This is a genomic window from Pseudomonas fluorescens, from assembly GCF_019212185.1.
In the GTDB taxonomy this organism is placed as follows: Bacteria; Pseudomonadota; Gammaproteobacteria; order Pseudomonadales; family Pseudomonadaceae; genus Aquipseudomonas.
In genome coordinates, this window is sequence record NZ_CP078138.1 from 3,142,233 (window position 1) to 3,166,219 (window position 23,987).

General features: G+C 62.3%; 19 protein-coding genes. 9 read left to right on the plus strand and 10 right to left on the minus strand.

Features of this window, described 5'->3' with window-relative positions; genetic code table 11:
- Positions 1-55: 55 nt before the first annotated feature.
- From KW062_RS14245 to KW062_RS14285, 9 genes are all read right to left on the minus strand, one after another.
- Positions 56-535, minus strand: coding sequence for an EAL domain-containing protein (locus KW062_RS14245; RefSeq protein WP_105756038.1), 480 nt, complete (start codon positions 533-535; stop codon positions 56-58).
- Between the two features lie 245 nt (positions 536-780).
- On the minus strand, positions 781-1,263 hold the full coding sequence (locus KW062_RS14250; protein WP_256351095.1) for a hypothetical protein: 483 nt from the start codon (positions 1,261-1,263) through the stop codon (positions 781-783).
- The gene (locus KW062_RS14255; RefSeq protein ID WP_105756036.1) at positions 1,260-2,048 is read right to left on the minus strand and encodes a winged helix-turn-helix domain-containing protein; all 789 of its coding nucleotides are present in this window, start codon (positions 2,046-2,048) and stop codon (positions 1,260-1,262) included. The genes KW062_RS14250 and KW062_RS14255 overlap by 4 nt, the downstream gene beginning before the upstream one ends.
- A 91-nt stretch (positions 2,049-2,139) precedes the next feature.
- Positions 2,140-2,820: a DUF3313 domain-containing protein gene (locus KW062_RS14260; protein ID WP_051550601.1), complete on the minus strand. Its 681-nt coding sequence runs from the start codon at positions 2,818-2,820 to the stop codon at positions 2,140-2,142.
- Positions 2,821-3,045: 225 nt separating this feature from the next.
- Positions 3,046-3,945, minus strand: coding sequence for a bestrophin family protein (locus KW062_RS14265; protein WP_105755187.1), 900 nt, complete (start codon positions 3,943-3,945; stop codon positions 3,046-3,048).
- Between the two features lie 322 nt (positions 3,946-4,267).
- A complete protein-coding gene (locus KW062_RS14270; RefSeq protein WP_027620778.1) occupies positions 4,268-5,689 on the minus strand; it encodes an efflux transporter outer membrane subunit in 1,422 nt (473 codons plus the stop codon).
- Positions 5,686-8,865 carry an efflux RND transporter permease subunit gene (locus KW062_RS14275; RefSeq protein WP_027620779.1) on the minus strand — a complete coding sequence of 1,060 codons (3,180 nt, stop codon included), beginning with the start codon at positions 8,863-8,865 and terminating at the stop codon, positions 5,686-5,688. Before KW062_RS14275 ends, KW062_RS14270 begins: the two co-directional genes overlap by 4 nt.
- Before the next feature lie 15 nt (positions 8,866-8,880).
- Complete coding sequence (mexE, locus tag KW062_RS14280; protein ID WP_027620780.1) at positions 8,881-10,134, minus strand: multidrug efflux RND transporter periplasmic adaptor subunit MexE; 1,254 nt, start codon at positions 10,132-10,134, stop codon at positions 8,881-8,883.
- 170 nt (positions 10,135-10,304) lie between these two features.
- Positions 10,305-11,282, minus strand: a complete 978-nt coding sequence (locus KW062_RS14285) for a LysR family transcriptional regulator (protein ID WP_027620781.1) — start codon at positions 11,280-11,282, stop codon at positions 10,305-10,307.
- Between the two features lie 158 nt (positions 11,283-11,440).
- On the opposite strand from KW062_RS14285, the gene KW062_RS14290 reads away from it, so the two are divergent.
- From KW062_RS14290 to KW062_RS14310, 5 genes are all read left to right on the plus strand, one after another.
- Positions 11,441-12,751, plus strand: a complete 1,311-nt coding sequence (locus KW062_RS14290) for an MFS transporter (protein ID WP_027620782.1) — start codon at positions 11,441-11,443, stop codon at positions 12,749-12,751.
- Positions 12,751-13,503, plus strand: a complete 753-nt coding sequence (locus KW062_RS14295; protein WP_027620783.1) for a class II aldolase/adducin family protein — start codon at positions 12,751-12,753, stop codon at positions 13,501-13,503. The genes KW062_RS14290 and KW062_RS14295 overlap by 1 nt, the downstream gene beginning before the upstream one ends.
- 2 nt (positions 13,504-13,505) lie before the next feature.
- A complete protein-coding gene (locus tag KW062_RS14300; RefSeq protein ID WP_105755236.1) occupies positions 13,506-14,438 on the plus strand; it encodes a 2-hydroxyacid dehydrogenase in 933 nt (310 codons plus the stop codon).
- 72 nt (positions 14,439-14,510) lie between these two features.
- Positions 14,511-15,533 carry a histone deacetylase family protein gene (locus tag KW062_RS14305; protein ID WP_105755188.1) on the plus strand — a complete coding sequence of 341 codons (1,023 nt, stop codon included), beginning with the start codon at positions 14,511-14,513 and terminating at the stop codon, positions 15,531-15,533.
- A gap of 178 nt (positions 15,534-15,711) precedes the next feature.
- Positions 15,712-17,049 (plus strand): OprD family porin, encoded by a 1,338-nt coding sequence (locus tag KW062_RS14310; protein WP_051550602.1) that lies wholly within the window; start codon positions 15,712-15,714, stop codon positions 17,047-17,049.
- An 81-nt stretch (positions 17,050-17,130) separates the two neighbouring features.
- Here the strand turns inward: KW062_RS14310 and KW062_RS14315 are convergent, their stop codons facing one another.
- Positions 17,131-18,171 carry a LacI family DNA-binding transcriptional regulator gene (locus KW062_RS14315; RefSeq protein ID WP_105755189.1) on the minus strand — a complete coding sequence of 347 codons (1,041 nt, stop codon included), beginning with the start codon at positions 18,169-18,171 and terminating at the stop codon, positions 17,131-17,133.
- A gap of 206 nt (positions 18,172-18,377) precedes the next feature.
- Between KW062_RS14315 and KW062_RS14320 the strand changes: the two genes are divergently transcribed.
- The 4 genes from KW062_RS14320 to KW062_RS14335 are packed head-to-tail and all read left to right on the plus strand — an operon-like array spanning position 18,378 to position 23,980.
- The gene (locus tag KW062_RS14320) at positions 18,378-20,603 is read left to right on the plus strand and encodes a TonB-dependent receptor (protein ID WP_105755190.1); all 2,226 of its coding nucleotides are present in this window, start codon (positions 18,378-18,380) and stop codon (positions 20,601-20,603) included.
- 2 nt (positions 20,604-20,605) lie between these two features.
- Complete coding sequence (locus KW062_RS14325) at positions 20,606-21,937, plus strand: LLM class flavin-dependent oxidoreductase (RefSeq protein WP_105755191.1); 1,332 nt, start codon at positions 20,606-20,608, stop codon at positions 21,935-21,937.
- Between the two features lie 19 nt (positions 21,938-21,956).
- The gene (gene mgrA, locus KW062_RS14330) at positions 21,957-22,994 is read left to right on the plus strand and encodes an L-glyceraldehyde 3-phosphate reductase (protein ID WP_105755192.1); all 1,038 of its coding nucleotides are present in this window, start codon (positions 21,957-21,959) and stop codon (positions 22,992-22,994) included.
- A gap of 47 nt (positions 22,995-23,041) precedes the next feature.
- Entirely contained in the window at positions 23,042-23,980 is a 939-nt protein-coding gene (locus KW062_RS14335) for an aliphatic sulfonate ABC transporter substrate-binding protein (protein ID WP_033866473.1), read from the plus strand.
- Positions 23,981-23,987: the final 7 nt, after the last annotated feature.

Here is a 23,987-nt window from a genome sequence, read left to right on the forward strand (position 1 = left end):
GAGCGGGACAATGCCCGGCAGGACGGCTTGATAAAAATCATTAATGCTTATTGGCTCAGCGCGGCACGGTTTGGGCTTCATTGGCGATGGAGAAATAGCGGCGGGCCAGGGCGGCGATCGACAGCGGCGGGGCATTGATCCGCGAGGCGCCCACTGGTTGGCGGCGACTCGAACTGCTACTGAGGCCGAACGTGATGGCCGGAGCAGGAATGCCATAGCGGGCGAGCAGCGAGTCGACCATTTCCGGAAAGTGTTGATTGAGAAGGGTCTGGGGGCTGAGTTCGAGGCGGATCGAAAAGTTTGTGCAGGCCCACAAATAGCCGCTGTAGTCCTCGGCGATCTGGCGCAGCACCGCCTCGGTGGATTCGGCTGCGCTGAGCGTGGCAGGCTTCACGATCATTCCGTCCAGACTCCAGCGTGGCAGTGCCAGGGCGCCGGTCAGCCGATCGTGGCGCCGGTCGATGATCGGCCGGTAGCTGATGTCCAGTTGCGGGGTAAAGGCGGCGTAGTGAAATTTGATTGCGCGCGACGTCATGGCGAGACCCTGATGAATGCGAGTCGACGGTTGCAAGAGGCAGCGGGGCGGGTGATTCAGATGTCCACCAGCCAGGCCAGAGTGACCCCGCAGAGATAGGCGAACAGGCAAAGCAGGACTTTTTGTTTGAGCGGTAGGGCGTTCAAGCGACGGCTGAGCATGCGGGTCTCCTGGGTCGGGAAAAGGCAGCAGGCTCGGCGTCCGGGGCGCTTAAAGCAAATCATTGATTGTCATTTGTCGCGCTTTCAGTGGTTCATGCAGCGCAGGCGATCCATCTCGTGCTGGAAGAAACACAGGGTGTTGTCGCTGGGAGTGGCGAGGAAGCTGTAGTTGAGGGTCGAGCCTTCCTGGACCACGTACTGGCGGCGAAAAAACAGGTCCGGGGTCTTGTCGATGGCGAACAGTTCGCTGTCCTGGCTGAGTTTCGCGCGCACCACTTTGACTTCAACGGCGTTGGGGCTGGCGTGGATGATATCGGCGGTCAGGGTGGCATTGCGCAGCTGCCCGTTGAGGCTTTCGATGGTCGAGTGGGTCATGCGATGTTCGCTGACGGTGAGGAATTCCTCGGTGTTCAATTGGCTCTGATCCTCCAGCCACTGCCGGCTCAGGGTGTGGAAGTTGCTGTTGCTGTTGAACGGTACCGGCGAGTAGAACAGGGCACCCAGGCAGCCAAGGTTGATCAGGGCCAGCAACAGCCATTGCCAGGGGGTTTTGCCGTGCAGGCTCACAGGCTGACCTCCAGGCATTGCGCCAGGACGTCGGCCAGTTGCCGTTGCTGGGGGTTGAACAGCAGGTTGCGGGTGGTCTGGTCGGTGCGAATGCATGAGATCGAGTAGTTGCTCTTGGATTGGTGAATCCACACCTGTCCGGCCAGATCCCTGGGCAGGTTGTGCAGTTGTTTGTCGACGGCGGAGCCGAGGGCCTGGGCTTGATCCTGGGTAGAGCCGAGGGTGCTGAGGGTCAGGTTGCCGCGTTGGGTACTGGCAACTTCGATGCTCGGGGTCTTCGACGACAGGCTGAAATGGGCCAGGGTCGCCAGGCACATGAGCAGGGTGAAGGCATAGCCCAATCGCAGCCAGTTCGGCGGCTCTTTGATCGGGGCGGCAGGCGCCGCGGCAACCGGTGCGGTGAGCGGTTCGGGCTCGATTGCCGTCGGCGCTGCCTCGGCGTCAGCACCGTTGCGGACATACAGCGGGTTGAAGCGGTAGCCGCGCCGCGGGATGGTCATCAGGATGTCGTGGTCGCGGCTGTCGTTGAGCAGGTTGCGCAGGGAGAACACCACCTGGTTCAGGCTGCCGGAGGCGACTACCCGATCATTCCAGGTGTGTTCGATGATCTGCTCGCGGGTCTTGATCACCCCCGGCTCGGCCAGCAGCAGATCGAGCAGGCGCGATTCGGCGCGTCCGAGGGTGCTGTGCTGGACTTCGCCCAGCGGTGTGGTGATCGACAGCGTCGAGTCATCGGGGTTGAACAGCGCCCTGGAGCCGTTTTTCAAGGTGAAAGAATGGCTCATGGTCGATCCTCTGGCGGCGCTGTTGTGCGTGAAGTTTTGCTCGTCAGCCACAGTCTAGCCAACCTGGATGAGCCTGATGCAAGGGGGTGGGTCAGTGGCTGCTGGCAGGCTTGGCGAAGGCCTGGTCAGCCCTTTCCCGTAGCTGTTTGGCCCAGGCATCAAGGGCCGGGTAGGTGTCCTCGATTTTGGTCACGGCCGATGGCGAGATGTTTTTGCCAGTGGTGGCGCTGACGGACTGGGCCAGCAGTTCGCGGCTCTTGGCGTCACGCATCTCGCCTTCGAAGAATATCCGTACGCTCTCGTCGCGGGTGCCGGTCAGGTGCATGGCGCCGCCGATGACGAAGCCGATCGGCAGGTATTCCGGGATCGACAGGTCACGCGGCGTACGCTCGCTGCCGGTGATAGCGGTGCGCAGCATCAAGGTGTTGGGCTCCGGGTGGCGGGTGACTTCATAACCGGCGGTGAGGAACTGATGCATCATCGCCTGGTTCAGGTATTTGAGCATCGCGCGGGTTTCGGCCGGGTTGCGCTTGAGATCCGTGTCGCTGGAGTACAGGCGTGGCGGCTCAATGTACACCCGCTTCTGATAGGACTGGCTCAGCTCGAGACCGGGCTTGACCCACACCTCGCTCTTGGGCCATTGCGGGTCCTTGGTCATGCGAGCGTAGTCGTCAAGGAAGCCGGAGTGATGGGTTTGCGCATCGGGCATGGTCGTACAACCGGTCACGGCGAGAAGCAGGACCACTGGAAGCAGGCGAGAAAGGCGTTTCACAGGATTATCCATGGGCTGTGGCGAATGGGGCCGCGCATGGTGCCGGGGGTGGGGTGGGGAGGTGGCGCTATCCGAAAACTGCGAGGGGGGGGAATTGGCTGCGGCGCTGTTGACTGTGTACATATTCATTTGCGCGGTGACGGATATGTACACCGGGAAAATGCCTTCGCCACAATGCGACAGAAATGGATATCAGACGAAACGCGGCGTTCAGTCAAACCCCAATCAATCCAGCACATACTCAATGGGCAGCAACGCCGGCGGCAGCTCTTCATTCCCCAACGCCGCCAGCACCTCGCGTTCGAGGGTGCGCAGGATGGCGTTGCACGGCAAATCGTTTTCATCAAATCCAAACGGATCTTCGAGGTCGTCGCCGATTTCGTCCAGGCCGAAGAAGGTGTAGCTGACGATGGCAGTGAACACCGGCGTCAGCCAGCCCAGGGGTTCGGCCATGGCGAAGGGCAGGAGGATGCAGAACAGGTAGATGGTGCGGTGCAGCAGCAGAGTGTATGGAAAGGGCAACGGCGTGCTCTTGATCCGCTCACATGAGGCCTGCACCTGGCTCAGGCTGACCAGCCGGGTTTCCAGTTGGGTGTAGCGCCATTCGCTGATCTGGCCATCCTCGGCCAGGCGCGAGCAGCGGGCGCCGATGCGTTGCAACAGACGGTCGCTGAGGTTGGGGTGCTGCAGGTCGTGGCTGACGTCGGTCCAGGCCGCAATGGCCCGCGCTTCGTCTTCGAGGCGCAGGCGGGCGATCAGGCCATGGGCGAAGCCGCATAACTCGCGCAGCAACCCCTCGCGTTCATTCGCGTCCTTGAGTACCTGGGTTTCGCGGATCAACGAGCGCACCTCGATAATCATCTGCCCCAACTGCTTGCGCCCCTCCCACCAGCGGTCGTAGCAGGCGTTGTTGCGAAAACTCATGAAGATCGACAGGGATAAGCCCAGCAGCGTAAAGGGTGTGGCGTTGACCTTGGAAAAGTACGCCGGGTGCAGGGTTTCAATCAGCACGATGACCGAGGCCAGCAAGGTCACCAACAGGCTGCGCAGGGCAATGCGCTTGGCAATCGAGCCCTTGAGGGAAAACAGGATGGCCAGCAGGTGCGGTTTGGGGCGGACGATCATGGGGTGGGTCTTCAGCTCATTGACTGGCGTTTGCGCAGTGATGGAAGGCTAGAAGGTGGGGGGCAGGGTGTCCAATTGTTCTGGCTGACGGGGTGATTGATGGGGTCTATGAATTGAACTCTGGTGATCAGCACCGGACCCTGTAGGAGCTAGCCTGCTAGCGATGAAGTTGATGCGGTGTCGCTGATGGCCCCATCGCCAGCAGGCTGGCTCCCACAAAAGCCTTATCTCCACTTGACACAACAAAAAAAGCCCCGCGACCGAATGAGACGCGGGGCTAAAAATTGGTTGGTTGCGGCCAACCAAAGGAGCACTGGTAAGTCTAGTTGCTGGCCACGATTTCGGGTTGCCATCCGCCACCGAGGGCTTTGTAGATGGCGACGATGCCACGGTACAGATCGACCTCGGCCTGGGCCTGGGAGTCTTCTGCGGCAAGGCGTTCGCGCTGGGCGTCGAGCAGCACCAGGAAGTCCACCGTGCCTTCGCGATAGCGAATTTGCGCAAGGTCGGCGGCGGCGCGACTTGACTCGCTCTGGCGGATCAGCGAAATCAGGCGCTGCTGCCGTTTACCGTAGTCAGAGAACGCGTTTTCCGATTCCTCCAATGCCAGCAGCACTTGCTGTTCGTAGGTCGCCAGGGCGCCATCGGCGTTGGCATCCGCGGCGCGCAAGCGAGCCCTTACGCTGCCCAGGTCGAAGGCCGCCCAGGTGATGCTCGGGCCCAGCGCCCAGGCGTTCGCGGCAGATGAGCCGATCTGCGAACCCCGCCCGGCGGTGAAACCGAGGAAGCCGCTGAGGCTGACTCGAGGGAACAGGTCGGCCTTGGCTACGCCAATGCGCGCGGTGGCGGCGGCCAGTTTGCGTTCGGCGCTCTGGATGTCTGGACGGCGTTGTAGCAGTTGCCCCGGATCACCAATCGGCAGGGCCTTGGCGATCGCCGGCAGACTCGCCGGGCTCAGGTCGACGCTGAGTTTGTCCGGGCGCTCGCCGAGCAGGGTGGCGATGCGGTTGCGTTGACGGATCTGCACTTCCTGCAATTGCGGCACGCTGGCTTCCACGGAAGCCAGGCGGGCGTCGGCGCGGACCACGTCGAGCTGATCGCCGACCCCGGCATCGCGCAGGCTGACGGTGATCTTGCTCGACTCCTGCTGGTTCTGCAGGTTGGCCAGGGCGATTTTCTCCCGCAGTTGCGCGCCACGCAGTTGCCCGTAGGCGTCCACCAGTTCGGCAATCATCGTCACCTGCAACTGATAGAGATCGGCCGCCGCCACCTGGGTGTCGGCGTCGGCCGCTTCCAGGTTGCGCTGGATCCGGCCGAACAGGTCGACCTCCCAGGCCATGTCCAGGCCCAGGTCATAGCGTTCGCTGTTGACCCGGTCGGTGGTCTGGCCGGGAATCTGCCCCTTGGCCAGGTCACTGCTGACCCGGCTGGTGATCACCGGCATGGCGTCGTTGCTGACGTCGTCGCGGAACGCCCGTGCCGCCCGCAGCCGGTCAAAGGCCACGCGCAACTCACGGTTGCCCTGCAACGAGGTGCTGACTAATTGGTTGAGGATCGGATCCTCGAATTGCTGCCACCAGATGCCTTCGAACCGCGAACGGTCGAAGTTTTTCTGGCCATTGGCGCCGTCAGTGGCCGCCGTGATGTTGGCGGCCTCGGTGGCTGGCGTCTGATAGTCCGGGCCGACGGCGCAGGCACTCAGGGCCAGCGCCAGCAGGCTCGGCAGAAAGGCTTTCAGGCTCATTGTTGCGCCTCCAGTTGCAGGGCCTTGTTGGCTTTGCGCGCTTCACCGCGCTCCACATAACGACGGATCAACAGGTAGAACACCGGCGTCAGCAGCAGGCCGAAGAAGGTTACCCCGAGCATCCCGGAGAACACTGCAACACCCATGGCATGGCGCATTTCGGCACCGGCGCCGCTGGAGAACACCAGGGGCACCACCCCCATGATGAAGGCGAACGAGGTCATCAGGATCGGCCGCAGACGCAGGCGGCAGGCTTCCAGCACCGCGCTCAGCGCATCCATGCCTTCCTCTTGCTTGTCCTTGGCAAACTCGACGATCAGGATCGCGTTCTTGCACGCCAACCCCACCAGTACGATCAAGCCGATCTGCGTGAAGATGTTGTTGTCACCGCCGGACAGAATCACCCCGGTGATGGCCGACAGCAGGGTCATCGGCACAATCAGGATTACTGCCAATGGCAGGCTCCAGCTTTCGTACTGCGCCGCGAGCACCAGGAACGCCAGCAATACGCAGAGCGGGAACACCAGCAGTGCGGTGTTGCCGGACAGAATCTGCTGGTAGGTCAAGTCGGTCCATTCGTAGGTCATGCCGTTGGGCAGTTCTTCCTTGAGTAGCTTCTCGATGGCCTTTTCCGCCTGGCCCGAGCTGTAGCCAGGTGCGGCGGCACCGTTGATTTCAGCGGTGATGAAGCCGTTGTAGTGCATCACGCGGTCCGGCCCCGAGGTGTCGCTGACCTTGATGAAGGTCGCCAGCGGGATCATCTCGCCCTTGTTGTTGCGCACTTTCAGCTGGCCGATCTGCTCCGGTTCGAGGCGGAACTGCTGCTCGGCCTGGACGTTGACCTGATAGGTGCGGCCGAAGCGGTTGAAGTCGTTGGCATACAGCGAACCCAGGTAGATCTGCAGGGTGTCGAAGATGTCGCTGACGGCCACGCCGTGGGTCTTGGCTTTTTCGCGGTCGATGGCAGCATCGACCTGCGGCACGTTCACCGTGTAGCTGGTGAACAGCCCGGCCAGTTCTGGCACGTTGTGGCTCTTGTTGATGATGTTCATGGTTTCTTTGTACAGCTCGTCGTAGCCCAGGTTGCCCCGGTCCTCGATCTGCAGGCGGAACCCGCCAATGGTGCCCAGGCCCTGTACCGGCGGCGGTGGGAAGATCGCCATGTAGGCTTCCTGAATATCCGCGAACTGGCCGTTCAAGGCACCGGCAATGGCCCCGGCGGACATGCTCGGATCCTTGCGCTCATCGAACGGCTTGAGGGTGACGAACACGATCCCGGCGTTGGGGCTGTTGGTGAAGCCGTTGATCGACAGGCCGGGGAAGGCTACGGCGCTTTCCACGCCCGGCTGTTTCAGCGCCAGGTCGGACATGCGCTTGATCACGTCTTCGGTGCGGTCCAGGCTGGCCGCGTCCGGCAGTTGGGCGAAGGCCACCAGGTACTGCTTATCCTGGCCGGGTACGAAACCGGTCGGGGTACTGGAGAAGCCGAAGAAGGTCAGCACCATCAGGCCTGCATACAGCACCAGGGCGATGCCGCTGCTGCGGATAACCCGGGCCACGGTGCTGACGTAACCATGGCTGGCGCGATCGAAGAAGCGGTTGAACGGACGGAACAGCCAGCCGCCGAACAGCTTGTCGAGGATCCGCGAGAAACGGTCCTTGGGCGCGTCATGGGGTTTGAGCAATACAGCGGCCAGGGCCGGCGACAGAGTCAGGGAGTTGAAGGCCGAGATCACGGTCGAGATGGCAATGGTCAAGGCGAACTGCTTGTAGAACTGCCCGGTCAGGCCGGAGATGAACGCCGCCGGGATAAACACCGCACAGAGCACCAGCGCCGTGGCAATGATCGGGCCGGTCACTTCGCCCATCGCCTTTTTGGTCGCATCGAAGGGGTTGAGTCCCAGTTCAATGTTCCGTTCGACGTTCTCTACCACCACGATGGCGTCGTCCACCACGATACCGATCGCCAGTACCAGGCCGAACAGCGACAGCGCGTTGAGCGAGAAGCCGAACAGGTGCATCACCGCAAACGTACCGATCAAGGATACCGGCACCGCCACCAACGGAATGATCGAGGCGCGCCAGGTCTGCAGGAACAGGATCACCACCAGCACCACCAGGATCAGCGCTTCGAACAGGGTGTGAACCACCGCTTCGATCGAGCCGCGGACGAAGATCGTCGGGTCATAGACGATGCTGAAGTCCATGCCTTCGGGGAAGTTCTGTTTCAGTTCGGCCATCTTCGCCCGGACTTCGTTGGAAATCTCGATGGCGTTGGAGCCTGGGCGCTGGAAGATCGGGATCGCCACCGCCGGCTGGTTGTTCAGCAGCGAACGCAGGGCGTACTGGCTGGAGCCCAGCTCGACCCGGGCGATGTCTTTCAGGCGAGTGATCTCACCGTTATCGCCGGAGCGAATAATGATGTTCTCGAATTCTTCCTCACTGACCAGACGGCCCTGAGTGTTGACCGACAGCTGGAAACTCTGGGCGTTGGGCGCGGGTGGCGCACCGAGGGCACCGGCAGCGACCTGGCGGTTCTGCTCACGAATCGCGTTGACCACGTCGGTAGCGGTCAGGTTGCGCGACGCGGTCTTGTTCGGATCCAGCCACACTCGCAGCGAGTAGTCGCCCATGCCGAACAACTGCACGTCACCGACGCCGCCGAGACGCGCCAGCTCATCCTTGATATTGAGGATCGCGTAGTTGGACAGGTAGAGCATGTCGTAGCGTTTGTCCGGCGAGGTCAGGTGCACAACCATGGTCAGGTCGGGCGAGGCCTTGTCGACGGTGATACCGATGCGCGTCACTTCCTCGGGAAGCTTGGGCTCGGTGCGGGTCACGCGGTTTTGCACCTGCACCTGAGCGTTGTCCAGGTCGGTGCCGAGGGCGAAGGTGATGGTCAGGGTGATCTTGCCGTCGGCGGTGGACTGCGAGGACATGTACAGCATGTTCTCGACCCCGGTGATCGCCTGCTCAAGCGGCGCGGCGACGGTTTCGCCGATGACCTTGGGGTTGGCACCCGGGAAGTTGGCGCGCACCACCACGGTCGGCGGCACCACTTCCGGGTATTCGCTGATTGGCAGCTGGAATAGCGAGATCGCCCCGGCGATCAGGATCAGCAGCGACAACACCGCGGCGAAGATCGGCCGGGAAATGAAGAACTGGGAAAAATTCATTGGAGTCTGTATCCCTTAACCGCGTGGAGTCGCAGCGGCGAGCTTCACAGCCGCACCCGGCGCAACCTTGGCAGGCGCGACTTGGGGCAGGTTGCTGGCTTCGAGCGCCTGGCGTTGTTGGGCGAGGGCGGCGAGGGTTTCCTGGCTGGCCATCTGCACCACTTCAGGGGTCACCGGCGAGCCTGGACGCACCCGCTGCAAGCCCTTGACGATGATCGTGTCGTCCTTGTTCAAGCCGCTGCGCACGATGCGCAGGCCTTCGATCTTCGGCCCCAGTTCCACCGAGCGGTAAACCGAGTTGTTATTGCCGTCCATCACCAGCACGAACTTCTTGCCGAGGTCGGTGCCCACCGCTTCGTCGGTGATCAGCACTGCCGAATAGGTGCCGCTGCCCACCAGTTTCAGGCGTGCATACAGGCCCGGGGTGTATTCGCCCTTGCTGTTGTCGAACACCGCGCGACCACGAATGGTGCCGGTCTTGGGATTGACCTGGTTGTCGAGGAAGTTCATCTGGCCCAGATGCGGGTTGCCGTCTTCGTTGGACAGACCGAGGTACACCGGGGTGCTCTGGCCGCGTTGACCCTGGCGGGCGAGCTGGCTGTACTTGAGGAACACCCGCTCATCGGCGTCGAAGTAGGCGTAGACCTTGTCGGTGGAAACCACGCTGGTCAGCGCGGTGACATCGGCGGTAACCAGGTTGCCGGCGGTGATTTCTGCACGGCTGACGCGGCCACTGATCGGCGCGGTGACCCGGGTGAAGCTCAGGTTGAGTTTAGCCAGATCCAGTTGTGCCTGAATCGCGCCGACTGCAGCCCGGGCTTCCTGGGCGGCGCTGGTGCGCGAGTCGGCCAACTCGGCGGAAATCGCATTGCTGGTACGCAGGCGCTCGCCGCGCTGGGCTTCGTTTTCACTGCGAGTGGCGTTGGCGCGACCCTGGGCCACCAGTGCTTCTAGGCGGCGGACTTCAGCCTGGAACGGCCGTGGGTCGATCTGGAACAGCAAATCACCCTTTTTCACCAGGGCGCCTTCGCTGAAGGCCACTTCATCAATCTGCCCGGAGACCCGTGGACGGATCTCCACGGTTTCCGGCGCTTCGAGGCGGCCGGTGAACTCATCCCACTCGTTGACCGGCTGCTCCAGCACCTTGGCCACACTGACCTTGGCCGGCGGCATCGAACCGGCTGTTTCCGGGGCTTTGCCGCAGGCGCTCATGACCAGCACGGCAAGGGCGGCCAAGGGCAAGCGCAAATGTTTGAGAGACTGTTCCATGGATAACTCCGCCACTGTATTGAGATGGGCGGATAATGCGTCGCGAGGCTCTATCTCACGAATCGAATGAGGCGAAGGTAACTATCATTCGGAATGATATAAGCGCGGGGGAGCCATCGCTAGCAGGCTAGCTCCCACACGGGCATAAATACATGGTCAACCCACCCTAACTAAAACCGCTCCGCCATATCCGTCACCATCAACATCTGCTCAAACCGCTCCAGAAACACCGACTCAGCCCGAGTCAGCTTCTGCTCACGGTTCCACAGCAAATACACGTTTACATCAATCACCCCCTCAGCCGGCGGCAGGCGCCAGACTTCGCCGGCCTGCACGTCATCCTCGACGATGTGCTCCGGCAGGCAACCGATGCCATAACCCGCACCCACCAAGCGGCGGATCTCGTCGAGGCTCGGGGTCGAGGCGACGATGCGTCCGGTGAACCCCTGCTGATCACGAAACACCGTCAGCGGAGACAGGTTGCCGCCAATCTGGTCGCTGGTAAAACTGACAAAATTCTCACTCTGCAAGTCCGCCAGGGTCAGGTTAGTGCGGCCAAACAAGCGGTGACGCTTGCCGCAGAAAAACGCATAGCGCTGCTGCAACAGTACCCGCTGCTCCAGTTTCGGCTGCGGCGTGCGGCACAGGCTCAGGCCGAACGAAGCGGTTTTCTGCAACAGCGCGCTGGCCACATCGGAGCTGCGCAGCACGTCCACTTCAAATTCCACCTGCGGGAACTCAAGGTGAAACTGGGCGAGGAATTCATCGTAGCAGCGCGACTGGATACGGCTGATGGTCAGCATGCGGATCTTGCCCACCACCGTCTCGGCGGGTGAATCCAGAGCCGGGCCGAGACGCGAGACCGTGCCGTACAGTTCGGCAGCGATCTGCATCACTTCTTCACCGGCCTTCGACAGGCTGATGCGCGGCCCGCGACGCACCACCAGCGCGCTGTCCAGTTGCTCTTCGAGGCGGCGCAGGGCCTGGCTGACGGCCGGCTGGCTCAGGTGCAGGCGGGCGGCGGCGCGGCTGATGCTGCCTTCCTGGCCAATCACCAGGAAGGTGCGCAACAGGTTCCAGTCGAGGCGGTCGTTGAGAAAACGCTTGGCGTCGGGAGCACGTAACACGGGGGAAGAGGGCGTGGTCATTATTGTGCTGGCTTATACTTGAGTATTTAGATTAGAAGCTTTTCCTAGAATAGGGCTTGGCGCAAGATCCAGCAACGCACCGCCAGAGTGCGAGCAACATGCCCAGGGCATGACCCGACTTTCCTCCTGCTTATAACAATGACGCCCAGGAGCCTCAGATGACGCATACCCCCTCAAGCCCGCGCCGTGCCGCGGCAGCGGCCTTTATCGGCACCACCATCGAATTCTACGACTTCTACATCTATGCCTTCGCGGCAGCGCTGGTTCTTGGCCAACTGTTCTTCCCCAGTGAAAACCCGATGCTCAGCACCATGGCGGCGTTCGGCAGCTTCGCCGTGGGCTTTATCGCCCGGCCGTTCGCCGGCATGGTCTTCGGTCACCTCGGTGATCGCCTCGGGCGCAAGAAAATGCTCCTGCTGACCATCGTCCTGATGGGCGTCGCCACTACCTGCATCGGCCTGTTGCCGACCTACGCCCAGGCCGGTATCTGGGCACCCATCGGCCTGGTGTTCCTGCGCTTGCTGCAAGGCATCTCGGTCGGTGGCGAGTGGGGCGGGGCGGTGTTGATGGCCAGCGAACACGCACCCAAGGGACGCAAAGTGTTCTTCGCCTCGTTCGCCCAGTGGGGCAGCCCGGCGGGCCTGTTGTTGGCGTTGATCGCCTTCCGTTGCATCAGCTCCATGGAGCAGGACGCGCTGATGAGTTGGGGCTGGCGGATTCCGTTCCTGATGAGCGGGGTGCTGATGATGGTCGGCCTGGCTATTCGTTTCGGCGTGCCGGAATCGCCGGAGTTCGCCGAGGTCAAGGACAGCGGCCAGACCGTCGCAAACCCAGTGCTGGAAGTGATCCGCAAGGACTGGAAAAGCATTCTGTTCGCAGCCCTGGCAGTGACCATTGGCTCCGGCGGTTTCTTCTTCACCAACACCTTCATGATCACCTACGTCACCCAGTATCAGGGCATCGCCAAGACCACCATCCTCGACTGCCTGTTCGTGGTCACCATCCTGCAGTTTCTCTCCCAACCCTGCTCGGCACTGCTCGCCGAACGCCTCGGCGAGGGGCGCTTTCTCAAGTGGGTGGCGAGCCTGTGCATCCTGGTGCCGTACCCGATGTTCCTGCTGGTGCAGACCGGCAATCTGTTCTACATGACCGCCGGCATCGCCTTGGCCGTACTGCTGTTGGCGGCGCTGTACGCGGTGATCGCCGGCTACATGGCCGAAGCCTTTCATGCCCGGGTGCGCTACTCCGGCATCTCGATCGCCTACCAGTTAGGCAGCGGCTTGACCGGTGGCCTGACCCCGCTGATCGGCACCTTCCTCGCCGGCTACTTCGCCGGGCAGTGGTGGCCGCTGGCAATTTTCTTCAGCGTGCTGGCTGTGATGTCGCTGGTTGGCGTACTCGGCCTGGCACATCTGCGTAGCGCCAATGCCAGGCCGCTGCCGCTGACTGTTTCCCAAGGAGCTGTTTAATGAGCAAGCCCACTGGCATGTCCGAGATCGAATGGCAGTCGCGCTGCGAACTGGCGGCGCTGTATCGGCTGATCGCCTACTACCGTATGACCGACCTGATCGACACCCACATCACCCTGCGGGTGCCGGGACCGCAGCGGCATTTCCTGATCAATCGCTACGGCGTGGCGTTCGAGAAAATGCGTGCCAGCGACCTGGTGCTGATCGACCTGGAAGGGAAGGTGGTCGACAGCCATGCCAGCGGCCACGTCAACGCAGCCGGCTTCGTCATCCATTCGGCGATCCATGAGGCGCGTCCGGACCTGCACTGCATCATCCATACCCACACCGCAGCGGGCATGGCGGTGGCGGCCCAGCGCGATGGTCTGTTGCCGCTGACCCAGCACGCGCTGAAGTTCTACGGCAACCTGGCGTACCACACCTACGAAGGCATCGCCCTGTCGATGGCCGAGCGCGAGCGACTGGTGGCGGATCTCGGTTCGCACAAGGCGATGATCCTGCGCAACCACGGCCTGCTGGCGGCCGGCGGTAGCGTGGCGGCGGCGTTCCACGAGATCTACTTCCTCGAACGTGCCTGCCAGGCACAGATCCAGGCGCTGTCCTGTGGCGTGGCGCTGAACATTCCCGATGAAGCCGTGTGTCGACACACTGCCGCGCAGTTTGGCCGTGACGGCATCGACGGGATTATCGACCTGGCCTGGCAGGCGGCGCTCAGTCTGATCGACGGGCAGCGTGCCGAGTGGTGCAGCTGACCATGGCCGCTATCGTCTTGTTATGCCAGAACCCGGCGCTGACCGATTGGCTGGCCACGCTTTTCGCCCGCCATGCACCAGAGTTGCCGGTGTTGCGCCCTGAAGATCCCGGTGCGGACCAGGCCGAGGTTGCGCTGTGCTGGTTTCCCCCGGCGGGCAGCCTCGGCGCCCTGGGCAACCTGCGCCTGGTCTATTCGATTGGCTCGGGGGTCGATCACCTGGCCCAGGACCCGTCGCGCGATCCGTCGGTGCCGGTGTGCCGCGTGGTCGATCCGGATCACACCCTGGGCATGAGCGAGTACGTGCACTGGGGCGTGCTGCACTTTCATCGCGGCTTCGACCAGGTCATCGCCGGCCACCCCCGGCAACACTGGCAGCGCCCAGTGCAGCGCAAGGCTGAGGATTTCAGGGTCGGGGTCATGGGCCTGGGGGCGATTGGCGCGCCGGTGGCCGTGCGTCTGGCCGAGGCCGGCTACGCTGTGCGCGGTTGGGCGCGGACGCCCCGGCTGATTGACGGCGTCAGCACCTTTGACGGCGCCGCCGCGCTGCCGGCATTTCTGGAAGAGCTGGATGTGCTGGTCAACCTGCTGCCGCTGACCGCCGCCACCGAAGGCGTGCTGGGCCGCGAGGTGTTCCGGCACATGGCAAAAGGCAGCGCGCTGATCAACTGCGGTCGTGGCCAACACCTGAATCACCCGGACCTGCAGCAGGCCCTGGCCAGTGGGCAGTTGCGCGGTGCCTTGCTCGATGTGTTCGAGCAGGAACCGTTGCCCGCGGATTCGCCGCTGTGGCGCACGCCGGGGGTCTGGGTGACGCCGCACATGGCGTCCGCCGCCTCGGACCTGTGCATCGCCCGGCAGGTGAGCGACAACGTGGCGCGGCTGAGTGCAGGGCTGACATTGAACAATCTGGTCGATCCCGAACAGGGTTATTGAACGGACAACGGATTAATCACTGCGCTCGCCAGTGGGGCTGGCGCGCAGTCTGAAACGGCATGAGGTTCATCTATGAAGACGTTTTTCCACCCGGCCCAGCGCCTGCACCATCCTCGTTCCTACCTGTCGCGCGGGCAGATGCGTGAGCCGCAGGAGATCCCTCAACGCATCGATCCGCTGCTGGCGGTGGTCGAGCAACTGGGTTACCCGCTGCTGGAACCGGCCGACCACGGCCAGGCGCCGCTCGCTGCGGTGCACAGCCCGGCCTACCTGGACTACCTGAGCAGCGCCTACCAGCAGTGGCACGAAGTGCCGGAGGATTGGGGCGACGAGGTGATGTCGAACATCTATATCCGCGAAGGCAATCCACTGCGCGGAATCCTCGGCAAGACCGCGCGTTACCTGGCCGATGGCAGTTGCCCGATTGGCCGGCACACCTGGCAGGCGGCCTACTGGTCGGCGCAGAGTGCAGTGGCCGCAGCCCACGCGATTATCGAAGGCGACCAGGCGGCTTACGCCCTGTGCCGTCCACCGGGGCACCATGCCCGGGCCGAGGGCGCAGGCGGTTTCTGCTTCCTCAACAACGCGGCGATTGCCGCTCAGGTGTTGCGCGGCAAGTTTGCCAAGGTCGCGGTGCTCGACACCGACATGCACCACGGCCAGGGCATCCAGGAGATCTTCTACGAGCGCGACGATGTGCTCTACGTGTCGATCCATGGCGATCCGACCAACTTCTACCCGGTGGTGGCCGGTTTCGACGATGAGATCGGCACAGGGCATGGCGAGGGCTTCAACCTCAATCTGCCCATGGCCCACGGCTCCAGCGAGGCGGATTTCTTCGCTTGCATGGATCAGGCAGAGACGGCACTGCGCGACTTTGCCCCGGACGTACTGGTGTTGTCCCTGGGCTTCGACATCTATGAAAACGATCCGCAGTCCAAAGTCGCTGTCACCCACGAAGGCTTCCGCATCCTCGGCCAGCGGATCAAGGCCCTCGGCCTGCCGTGCGTGGTGGTGCAGGAGGGCGGCTACGACATCGCCACCCTCGACGAAAACGCCAAGCGCTTCTTCGACGGTTTGACCGCTTCACGCTGATGGCTTTTCCCCGGGCTGCTGGCCGGCCCGGGCACTCCCTAAAACAACAAGGGTGCAACTTTCGCCTCGGCGCAAGTTAGCGGTCGGGCTTGCTGCTGCCTGATCCACAGACACCTGGTCAATAACAATAAAAATTCAACGCTGCCGTTATTCAACGTTGGCAATAAGGAACAACACCATGTGGTTCAAACTTTTTACCTTGATGGCCGGCGCCAGTGTCTGCCTGAACAGTGCAACCGTGAGCGCGGCTGAATCGGGCTTTATTGAAGACAGCAGCACTTCGGTGGGGCTGCGCAACTTCTACTGGAACGCCGATAACCGTAACGGCAGTTACCGCAATCCAGAGGGCGAGCGGCAAAGTTATCGCCAGGAGTGGGCACAAGGGGTGCTGGCCAAGTTCAACTCCGGTTTTACCCAGGGCTTGGTGGGGTTTGGCCTGGATGCGCATTACATGGGCGCCCTGAAACTCGATGGCGGCAATGGCCGGGTCGGTGATGGCATCGGTAATGGCGGCATTGTTTCGCGGGACAACGACGGCGAGCCGAAAAGCGGCTACTCCAAGGCCGGTGGCGCGGTGAAGATGCGTGTTGGTCAGACTGAACTGGCCTACGGCGACCTGTTCCCCGATTCGCCGGTGCTCAAGTACGGTGATATTCGTCTGCTGCCACAAACCCTCAGGGGTTGGAATGCCACGGACCGCTCAATTGAAGGCTTGACCCTGAGTGGCGGGCGGTTTGTTTCCAGCAGCGATCGGGCGCAACCGAATCACGGTGGGGATCTGGGCACGGCTTACAGCGGGCGTCAGCCGGACAGTGAGTTTGTCAGTTACTACGGCGGTATTTATAGCGGGATCAATAACGTCAAGATCAAACTCTTCGGTTCCGAACTGGACGATATCTGGAATCAGCAATTTGCCTCGATTGATTATCGCCTGCCATTAAATGTCGGCGGTGTGGTCAACACCGGGGTCAATTACTACCGCACCCGTAATACCGGCGCGGCGTTGTTGGGGGATATTCGCAACGATGCCTGGAGCACCCGGGTGGGGTATGCGCTGGCCGGGCACAAGTTTGAATTGGCGTATACGCAGATCGATGGCGACCAGCCCTTCGACTATGTCTGGAACAGTTTTGATATTGAACTGGATGCAGCGTCCCAGGGCAGTGACTTCAACAGCCCCAACGAAAAGGCCTGGAGTGCCCGCTATGACCTGGATGCCGCCGTGCTCGGCGTACCCGGCCTGACCTTCACCGCCCGCTACATTCGCGGTACCGACATCGACGGCCGCGATGCCGGCGGCGCCTATTCGCGCTACCAGGCGGTGCGCGACGGTTCGCAGTGGGAGCGTGATCTGTGGGTCAAGTACGTGGTGCAGTCAGGCCCGGCGAAAAACCTCTCGCTACGCCTGATGCTCGCCTCGATGCGCACCGGCGGGGATTACGGCGCGATTGCCAATGACCTCGACCAGACGCGGATCATCCTCGATTACCCGTTGGATCTGGGGTTTCTGAAGTAAGACCCGAAACAATTCAGCCCCTGTGGGAGCGGGCCCCACAGGTTTTGCATGCGCCCCAGGACCCTGTGGGAGTTGGCTTCCTCACGCACTTTTCCGCTCAATCACCTCGCACTGCAGCAGATTCAATCGCTGCACCTCGTCTTCAACCGGCAACACCCCCAGGCTCTGCAGAACCCGTGTCGCCGCCAGCACACCGATCTCCAGGGCAGGCGGGCGGATGCTGCTCAGGCTCGGCAGGAGCATTTCGGCGAAGGGGTAGTCGCCGAAGCCGAGCACTGCGCAGTCTTCGGGGATCTTCAGTCCGGCGCGTTGTCCAGCCAGCAAGCCACCGGCGGCGAGGTTGTCATTGGCAAAGATGATGGCGTCGGGTGGTGACGCACTGTTCATCAACGCCTCCATGGCCTGTTTGCCCGCGTCGAACGGCGGCCGTCCGGCATCCGGTGCGAACACCCAGGGCTGCAGACCCAGCTCTGCAAGGCAGGCGGCATAGCCGTCGCGCCGCTCCAGCGCGCTGAAGTCGCCGGCGGCGCTGTTCTGCACAAAGGCGATGCGCCGAAAACCCTTGCCATGCAAATAACGCGCGGCGCTGACACCGACTTCATAGTGGGAGAAACCGATCTGCAGCGGCTCGCGCTCGGGTTGGTAGTCCCAGGTCTCGATCACCGGAATGTCGGCCTCGCTGATCATCTTCTCGGTGCCGGCGCTGTGGAAGTGGCTGGTCAGCACCAGGGCCGCCGGCGACCAGCCGAGAAAGGCCCGTACCGCGCTCTCTTCCTGCTCGGCGCTGAAATAACTCGAGGCCAGCAGCAACTGGTAGCCGTGCTGGCTTAGGGTGTCGCTGAAACCCTGGATGGTGTTGGCGAAAATCGGTCCGGAGATGTTCGGAATCACCATGCCGACGATCTTGCCCCGCGCCGAGGCCAAACCGCCGGCGACCAGGTTGGGCACATAACCCAATTGCGCCACGACCGCGGCGATCCGCTCCCGGCGCTCAGGGGATACCTGCTCCGGCTGATTGAAGTAGCGCGACACAGTGATCGCCGAGACACCGGCCTGGCGGGCCACGGTATCGAGCGTGACGCGTCCGGCGCCACGGCGCTTGCGGGGTTTGTCCTGATCCAAGGCGTGCATCCTCGATAAAACTAAAAGGCATATAAAGCTAATTTATAAGTATTTGACGATCTATGAGCGGGTTGTCGATACTTGTGATGGTAGCGCTAACAAAGCGCGTTGTCTGCTACTCGCTCGAGCGAATGCCCAAGACATATTCAAGGCGCTGTCGTCGTCGAACGGCAGCGGATCAGGGCACATTTTCGAGTGGTCAGACCATGCACAAATTTCCTCGCCAACCCAAGCGCCTGGCGCAATCGATTCGCGCCGCCAGTTGGTTGTTTGCCGGCCTGGCAGCCTTGCCTGCACCCGCTGCATTCGCGGCAGGCACTGGCGAGCAGGAGGCCACGCTGCAAGCTGTGACGGTCACGGCCACCCGCCGTGAAGAGTCGCTGCAGAAAGTCCCGGTAGCGGTCTCGGTGATCGATGGCGAGCAACTGGAACGCGACAGCCGCAACAGTGTGGCGACGATCGTCCAGCAAGTGCCGTCGTTGAATTTCCGCACCGGTGCCTCAAACAAGGACACCTCATTGTTTGTCCGTGGCGTGGGCACCATTTCCACGTCGCCAGGGGTCGAGCCGACCGTGGCGACGGTGATCGATGGCGTGGTTTATGCCCGTCCCGGGCAGGCCACCCTCGACCTGATGGACCTGCAGCGGGTCGAAGTTCTGCGGGGTCCGCAGGGCACGTTGTTCGGCAAGAACGCCTCGGCCGGGGTGTTGAACATCACCAGCAAGGTGCCGACCGCCGAAACTCACGGTTACGTCGATCAGTCGTATTTCAGTGGCAACGAAAGCCGCACCCGCTTCGGCCTCGGCGGCAGCCTGATTCCCGAGACCCTGAAAGGCTCGATCACCACGCTGTTCGGCAGCTACGACGGCAACGTCGATAACCTGTACAACGGCCAGGAAGTTAACGGCTATAACCGCAAGGGCGCACGGGGCAAACTCGAATTCACACCTAACGATGAGCTGACGTTCACCTTCATCGCCGACTACATGCAGTCCCACGACGATGCGCCCAACGGGGTGGTCAGCCAGGCGCTGACTCCGGCCTTTGCCAGTGCCTTGAACCCGGTGCGGGCCAGCAGTGATAACCGCAAGATCAACACCAATACCCGCACCCACGTCGAGGACGTCAACAAGGGCCTGTCCGGCCAACTCGACTGGCAACTCGGCGACTACACCCTGACCTCGATCACCGCCTGGCGTGGCTGGGACAACACCCAGTACCAGGATGGCGACCGTCTGGGCACCATCACTGCCGCGTTCCCCGGCACCGCGGACAAAGGCGACCTGGCGTTCGATCAATACTCCCAGGAGCTGCGCCTGGCCTCGCCGAAAGGTGAGTTTCTCGAGTACGTTGGCGGCCTGTTCTATATGCACGGCAAGGACGACGAGACCTACCAGCGCACCCTGACCACACCCACCAGCAGCAACCGTGGGATTGCCGATTACAGCACCAGCAACGACAGTTATGCGGTATTTGGCGAAAGCACCCTGAACTTCAGGTCGGACTTTCGCGGGATCGCCGGCCTGCGCTTTACCCATGATGACCTGGAATACGATCACCGCCGGGTCTCGACTTCAGCCACCACCGTCAGCGGCATCCAGCCGGCCACCAGCAGTTCCGGTTCGGTGGACGAGGACGGGTGGTCCGGGCGCCTGGGCCTGCAGTACGACCTGAGCGATTCGGTCACCAGCTACCTGACCTACTCACGTGGCTACAAGGGACCGGCCTACAACGTGTTTTTCAACATGCAGCCGCGCGACACCGAAGCGCTCAAGCCGGAAACTTCCAATACCTGGGAGGCGGGGATCAAGGCCACGACCTGGAACAATCGCCTGACCACCAACCTGGCGGTGTTCCACAGTGAATACGACAACTACCAGGCGAACTTCTTCGATACCGTTGCCGGGCAAGTGGTCACGCGTCTGATCAACGCCGGCAGTGTCAGCACCGAAGGGGTAGAACTCGATTACGCCCTGCAGGCAACCCGCCAATTGAAGCTCTCCGGGGCGCTGGCCTACACCCATGCGCGCATCGATCAGTTCGCCTGCCCGGCGGGTGCGGCGGCCTCTTGCAATGTCGATGGCAAGCCACTGCCTTACACCCCGGACTGGAAGAGCTATGTACGGGCCGACTACAACATCCCGCTGGACAATGGCCTGGATATCGAACTGGGCACCGACTACAGCTGGCAGAGCGAAGTGCAGTACGACATCAGCCAGAACCCCGACACCAAACAGGGCGCCTACGGCCTATGGAATGCCAGTGTTGCCCTGGCCGATTACACCGACGGCTGGCGCGTCGCGCTGCTGGCGAAGAACCTCACCGACAAGTCGTACTCGCCGTTGCTCGCCAGCGGTGGCAGCTACATTTACCGCGCCGTACCCCGTGACGACGAGCGCTACTTCGGCGTGCAATTGCGCAAGGATTTCTAAGCATGAGTCGACAACTGAAACTGGGCGCCTTCCTCATGGCCACCGGGCACCACGTCGCGGCCTGGCGCCATCGCGATGTTCCGGCCAATGCCGGGCTGGATTTCGCCCATTACAAACGCCTGGCGCAACTGGCCGAGGCAGCAAAATTCGATGCCCTGTTCGTCGCCGACAGTGTGGCGGCGCCGACCCAGGACATCGCCAGTCGCATGGCCCGCTCCGATCACTTCGAACCGCTGACGCTGCTGTCGGCATTGAGCGCGGTGACCGAGCGCATCGGCCTGATTGCCACGGCCACCACCAGCTACAACGAGCCGTACCACGTGGCGCGCAAGTTTGCTTCGCTGGATCACTTGTCCGGTGGGCGGGCAGGGTGGAACCTGGTGACTTCGGACAATGCCGCCGAAGCGCTGAATTTTGGCCGCGATGAACACATAGGGCACGCTGAGCGCTACAGCCGTGCCCGGGAATTCCAGCACGTGGTGACAGGGCTGTGGGACAGTTGGGAAGACGATGCGTTTGTCCGCGACAAGGCCAGCGGCAGCTATTACCACCCGGACAAGTTGCACGTACTCAATCACGTCGGTGAGCACTTTCGCGTCAAGGGGCCGCTGAACGTGGCGCGCTCGCCACAAGGGCGACCGGTGATTGTCCAGGCCGGTTCCTCGCAAATCGGCCGCGAACTGGCGGCGCAAACCGCTGAGGTGGTCTTTACCGCGCAGACCTCACTGGCCAACGCACAGGCGTTTTATGCCGATATCAAGGGACGCTTGAGCACATACGGGCGCAGCGCCGATGCGCTGAAGATCATGCCCGGGGTGTTTGTCGTGGTCGGGGCCAGCGAAGCGCAGGCGCAGGAGAAGTTCCAGAGCTTCCAGCAATTGGTCGAACCGGAAGTCGGCGTCGCGCTATTGGGACGCATGCTCGGCAACTTCGACCTGTCGGGCTATCCGTTGGACGGGCCGCTGCCCGACTTGCCGCTGACGGACAGTGGTCAGCAAAGTCGGCAGAAACTGCTCACCGAGCTGGCCGGTCGCGATAACCTCAGCCTCGCCGAACTGGGGCGCAGGATTGCCGGCGGTCGCGGGCATTACAGTCTGGTGGGCACTGCCGAGCAGATTGCCGATCGATTGCAGGAGTGGTTCGAACAGGGCGCGGCGGACGGCTTCAACGTGCTGGTGCCGCACCTGCCTGGCGGCCTCGAGGATTTCGCCAGCCAGGTGGTGCCTGAACTGCAGCGCCGCGGATTGTTCAGAACACAATACGAAGGCCGGACCCTGCGCGAGAACCTCGGCCTGGTTCGCCCCGCCAACCGATTTACCCAACCGTCGAACTGACGCGAGCAGAGGATTCAACATGACCTACACCGCCGCCGCAAACCGCTACCAATCCATCCCTTACCGTCGCGTCGGCCGCAGCGGCCTGGTGCTGCCAGCGCTGTCCCTGGGCCTGTGGCACAACTTTGGCGACAGCACGCCAATCGACACCCAGCGCGCGTTGTTGCGTACCGCGTTCGACCTTGGCATCAACCATTTCGACCTGGCCAACAACTACGGTCCGCCCTACGGCAGCGCCGAGATCAATTTCGGCCGATTGCTGCGTGAAGATTTCAAGCAGTACCGTGATGAGCTGATTATCTCCAGCAAGGCCGGCTGGGACATGTGGCCCGGCCCCTACGGCCAGGGCGGTGGCTCGCGCAAATACGTGCTGGCCAGCCTCGACCAGAGCCTGCAACGGTTGGGTCTGGATTACGTCGATATTTTCTACTCGCACCGTTTTGATCCGGACACCCCGCTGGAAGAAACCGCCGGCGCCCTGGCGACGGCGGTGCAGCAGGGCAAGGCGCTGTACATCGGCATTTCGTCCTATTCGGGGGTAAAGACCCGGGAGATCGCTGCGCTGCTCAAGGAATGGAAGGTGCCGCTGCTGATCCATCAACCGGCGTACAACCTGCTCAATCGCTGGGTGGAAAAAGACTTGCTGGACACCACCGAGGAGCTCGGCAGCGGGGTGATTGCCTTCACCCCGCTGGCCCAGGGGCTGCTCACTGATAAATACCTCAACGGCGTGCCGGCAGATGCGCGGGTCAATCGTCCGGGGGGCGGTTCGTTGCAGTCGTCGCACTTGAGCGAGGCCAATCTGGCCCATGTGCGGGCACTGAATCAGATCGCCCAGCGTCGCGGCCAGAGCCTGGCACAACTGGCGCTGGCCTGGACACTGCGCGATCCACGGGTGACCTCGGCATTGATCGGCGCGAGCCGGCCGGAGCAGATCATCGAGAACGTCGGCGCCTTGGCCAATCTGACTTTCAGCGACGAGGAACTGGCCGAGATTGATCGGTTTGCCCTGGAGGGCGGGATCAATCTTTGGGAAAAGCCGTCGACGGCTGAATGATTTTTTTATCCAGGACCCGCGAGCGGTCGTTGAACAGTGAGACAGCAATGAGATTGCGCAAAGCGTTGTATACCGGCCTGGCCCTGTTCAGCCTGAGTGGTGTGGTGCTGGCGGCTGATCCCGCCAGTTTGCGGATCGGCTATCAGAAAGGCTCCATTGCCTTGATCCTGGCCAAGGAACACGGGCTGCTGGAGAAGCGTTTTCCCCAGACGACCGTGCAGTGGATCGAGTTTCCCGCGGGGCCACAGATGCTCGAAGCGATCAACGTCAATGCCCTGGACGTCGGCTCGACCGGAGACATTCCTCCCTTGTTCGCGCAAGCGGCGGGTGCCGATCTCGTTTACATCGGCGCCGAGCCGCCGAAACCCGAAGCGGAAACCATCCTGGTTCGTGCCGATAGCCCGCTCAAGGACATTGCCGACCTGAAAGGCAAGAAAGTCGCCTTCCAACGCGGCTCCAGTTCCCACAACCTGATCCTGCGGGCACTGAACAAGGCCGGCTTGAATTATCAGGATATCCAGCCGGTCAACCTGCCACCGGCGAATGCGCGGGCCGCCTTCGAGCAGGGCAGCGTCGATGCCTGGGCAATCTGGGAGCCCTATGCCTCGCTGGCCATGAGCCAGGGCAACGTGCGGGTGTTGGCCAACGGCGCGGGGCTCCAGCTGTCCGGCCCGGTGTACACCGCACGTCGTGACTACGCGCAATCCAACCGGGCATTCATAGACGCCCTGCTGGAACAACTGACCGCCGCCGAAGCCCTGACTCGCAGCGAGCGGCAAGCCAGCCTCGACGTGGTGAAGAAATACATGGGCCTGCCCGATGAGGTGATCGTCCGCTATTTCGACAACCGCCCAGCGTCACCGATCCTGCCCATCGACGACAGCATCGTCCAGGCGCAGCAAACCACGGCAGACCTGTTCTATCAGAACAAGCTGCTGCCCAAGCCGATCGATGTCAGCAAGGCGGTGTGGCACAAGACGGATTGATTGGGGG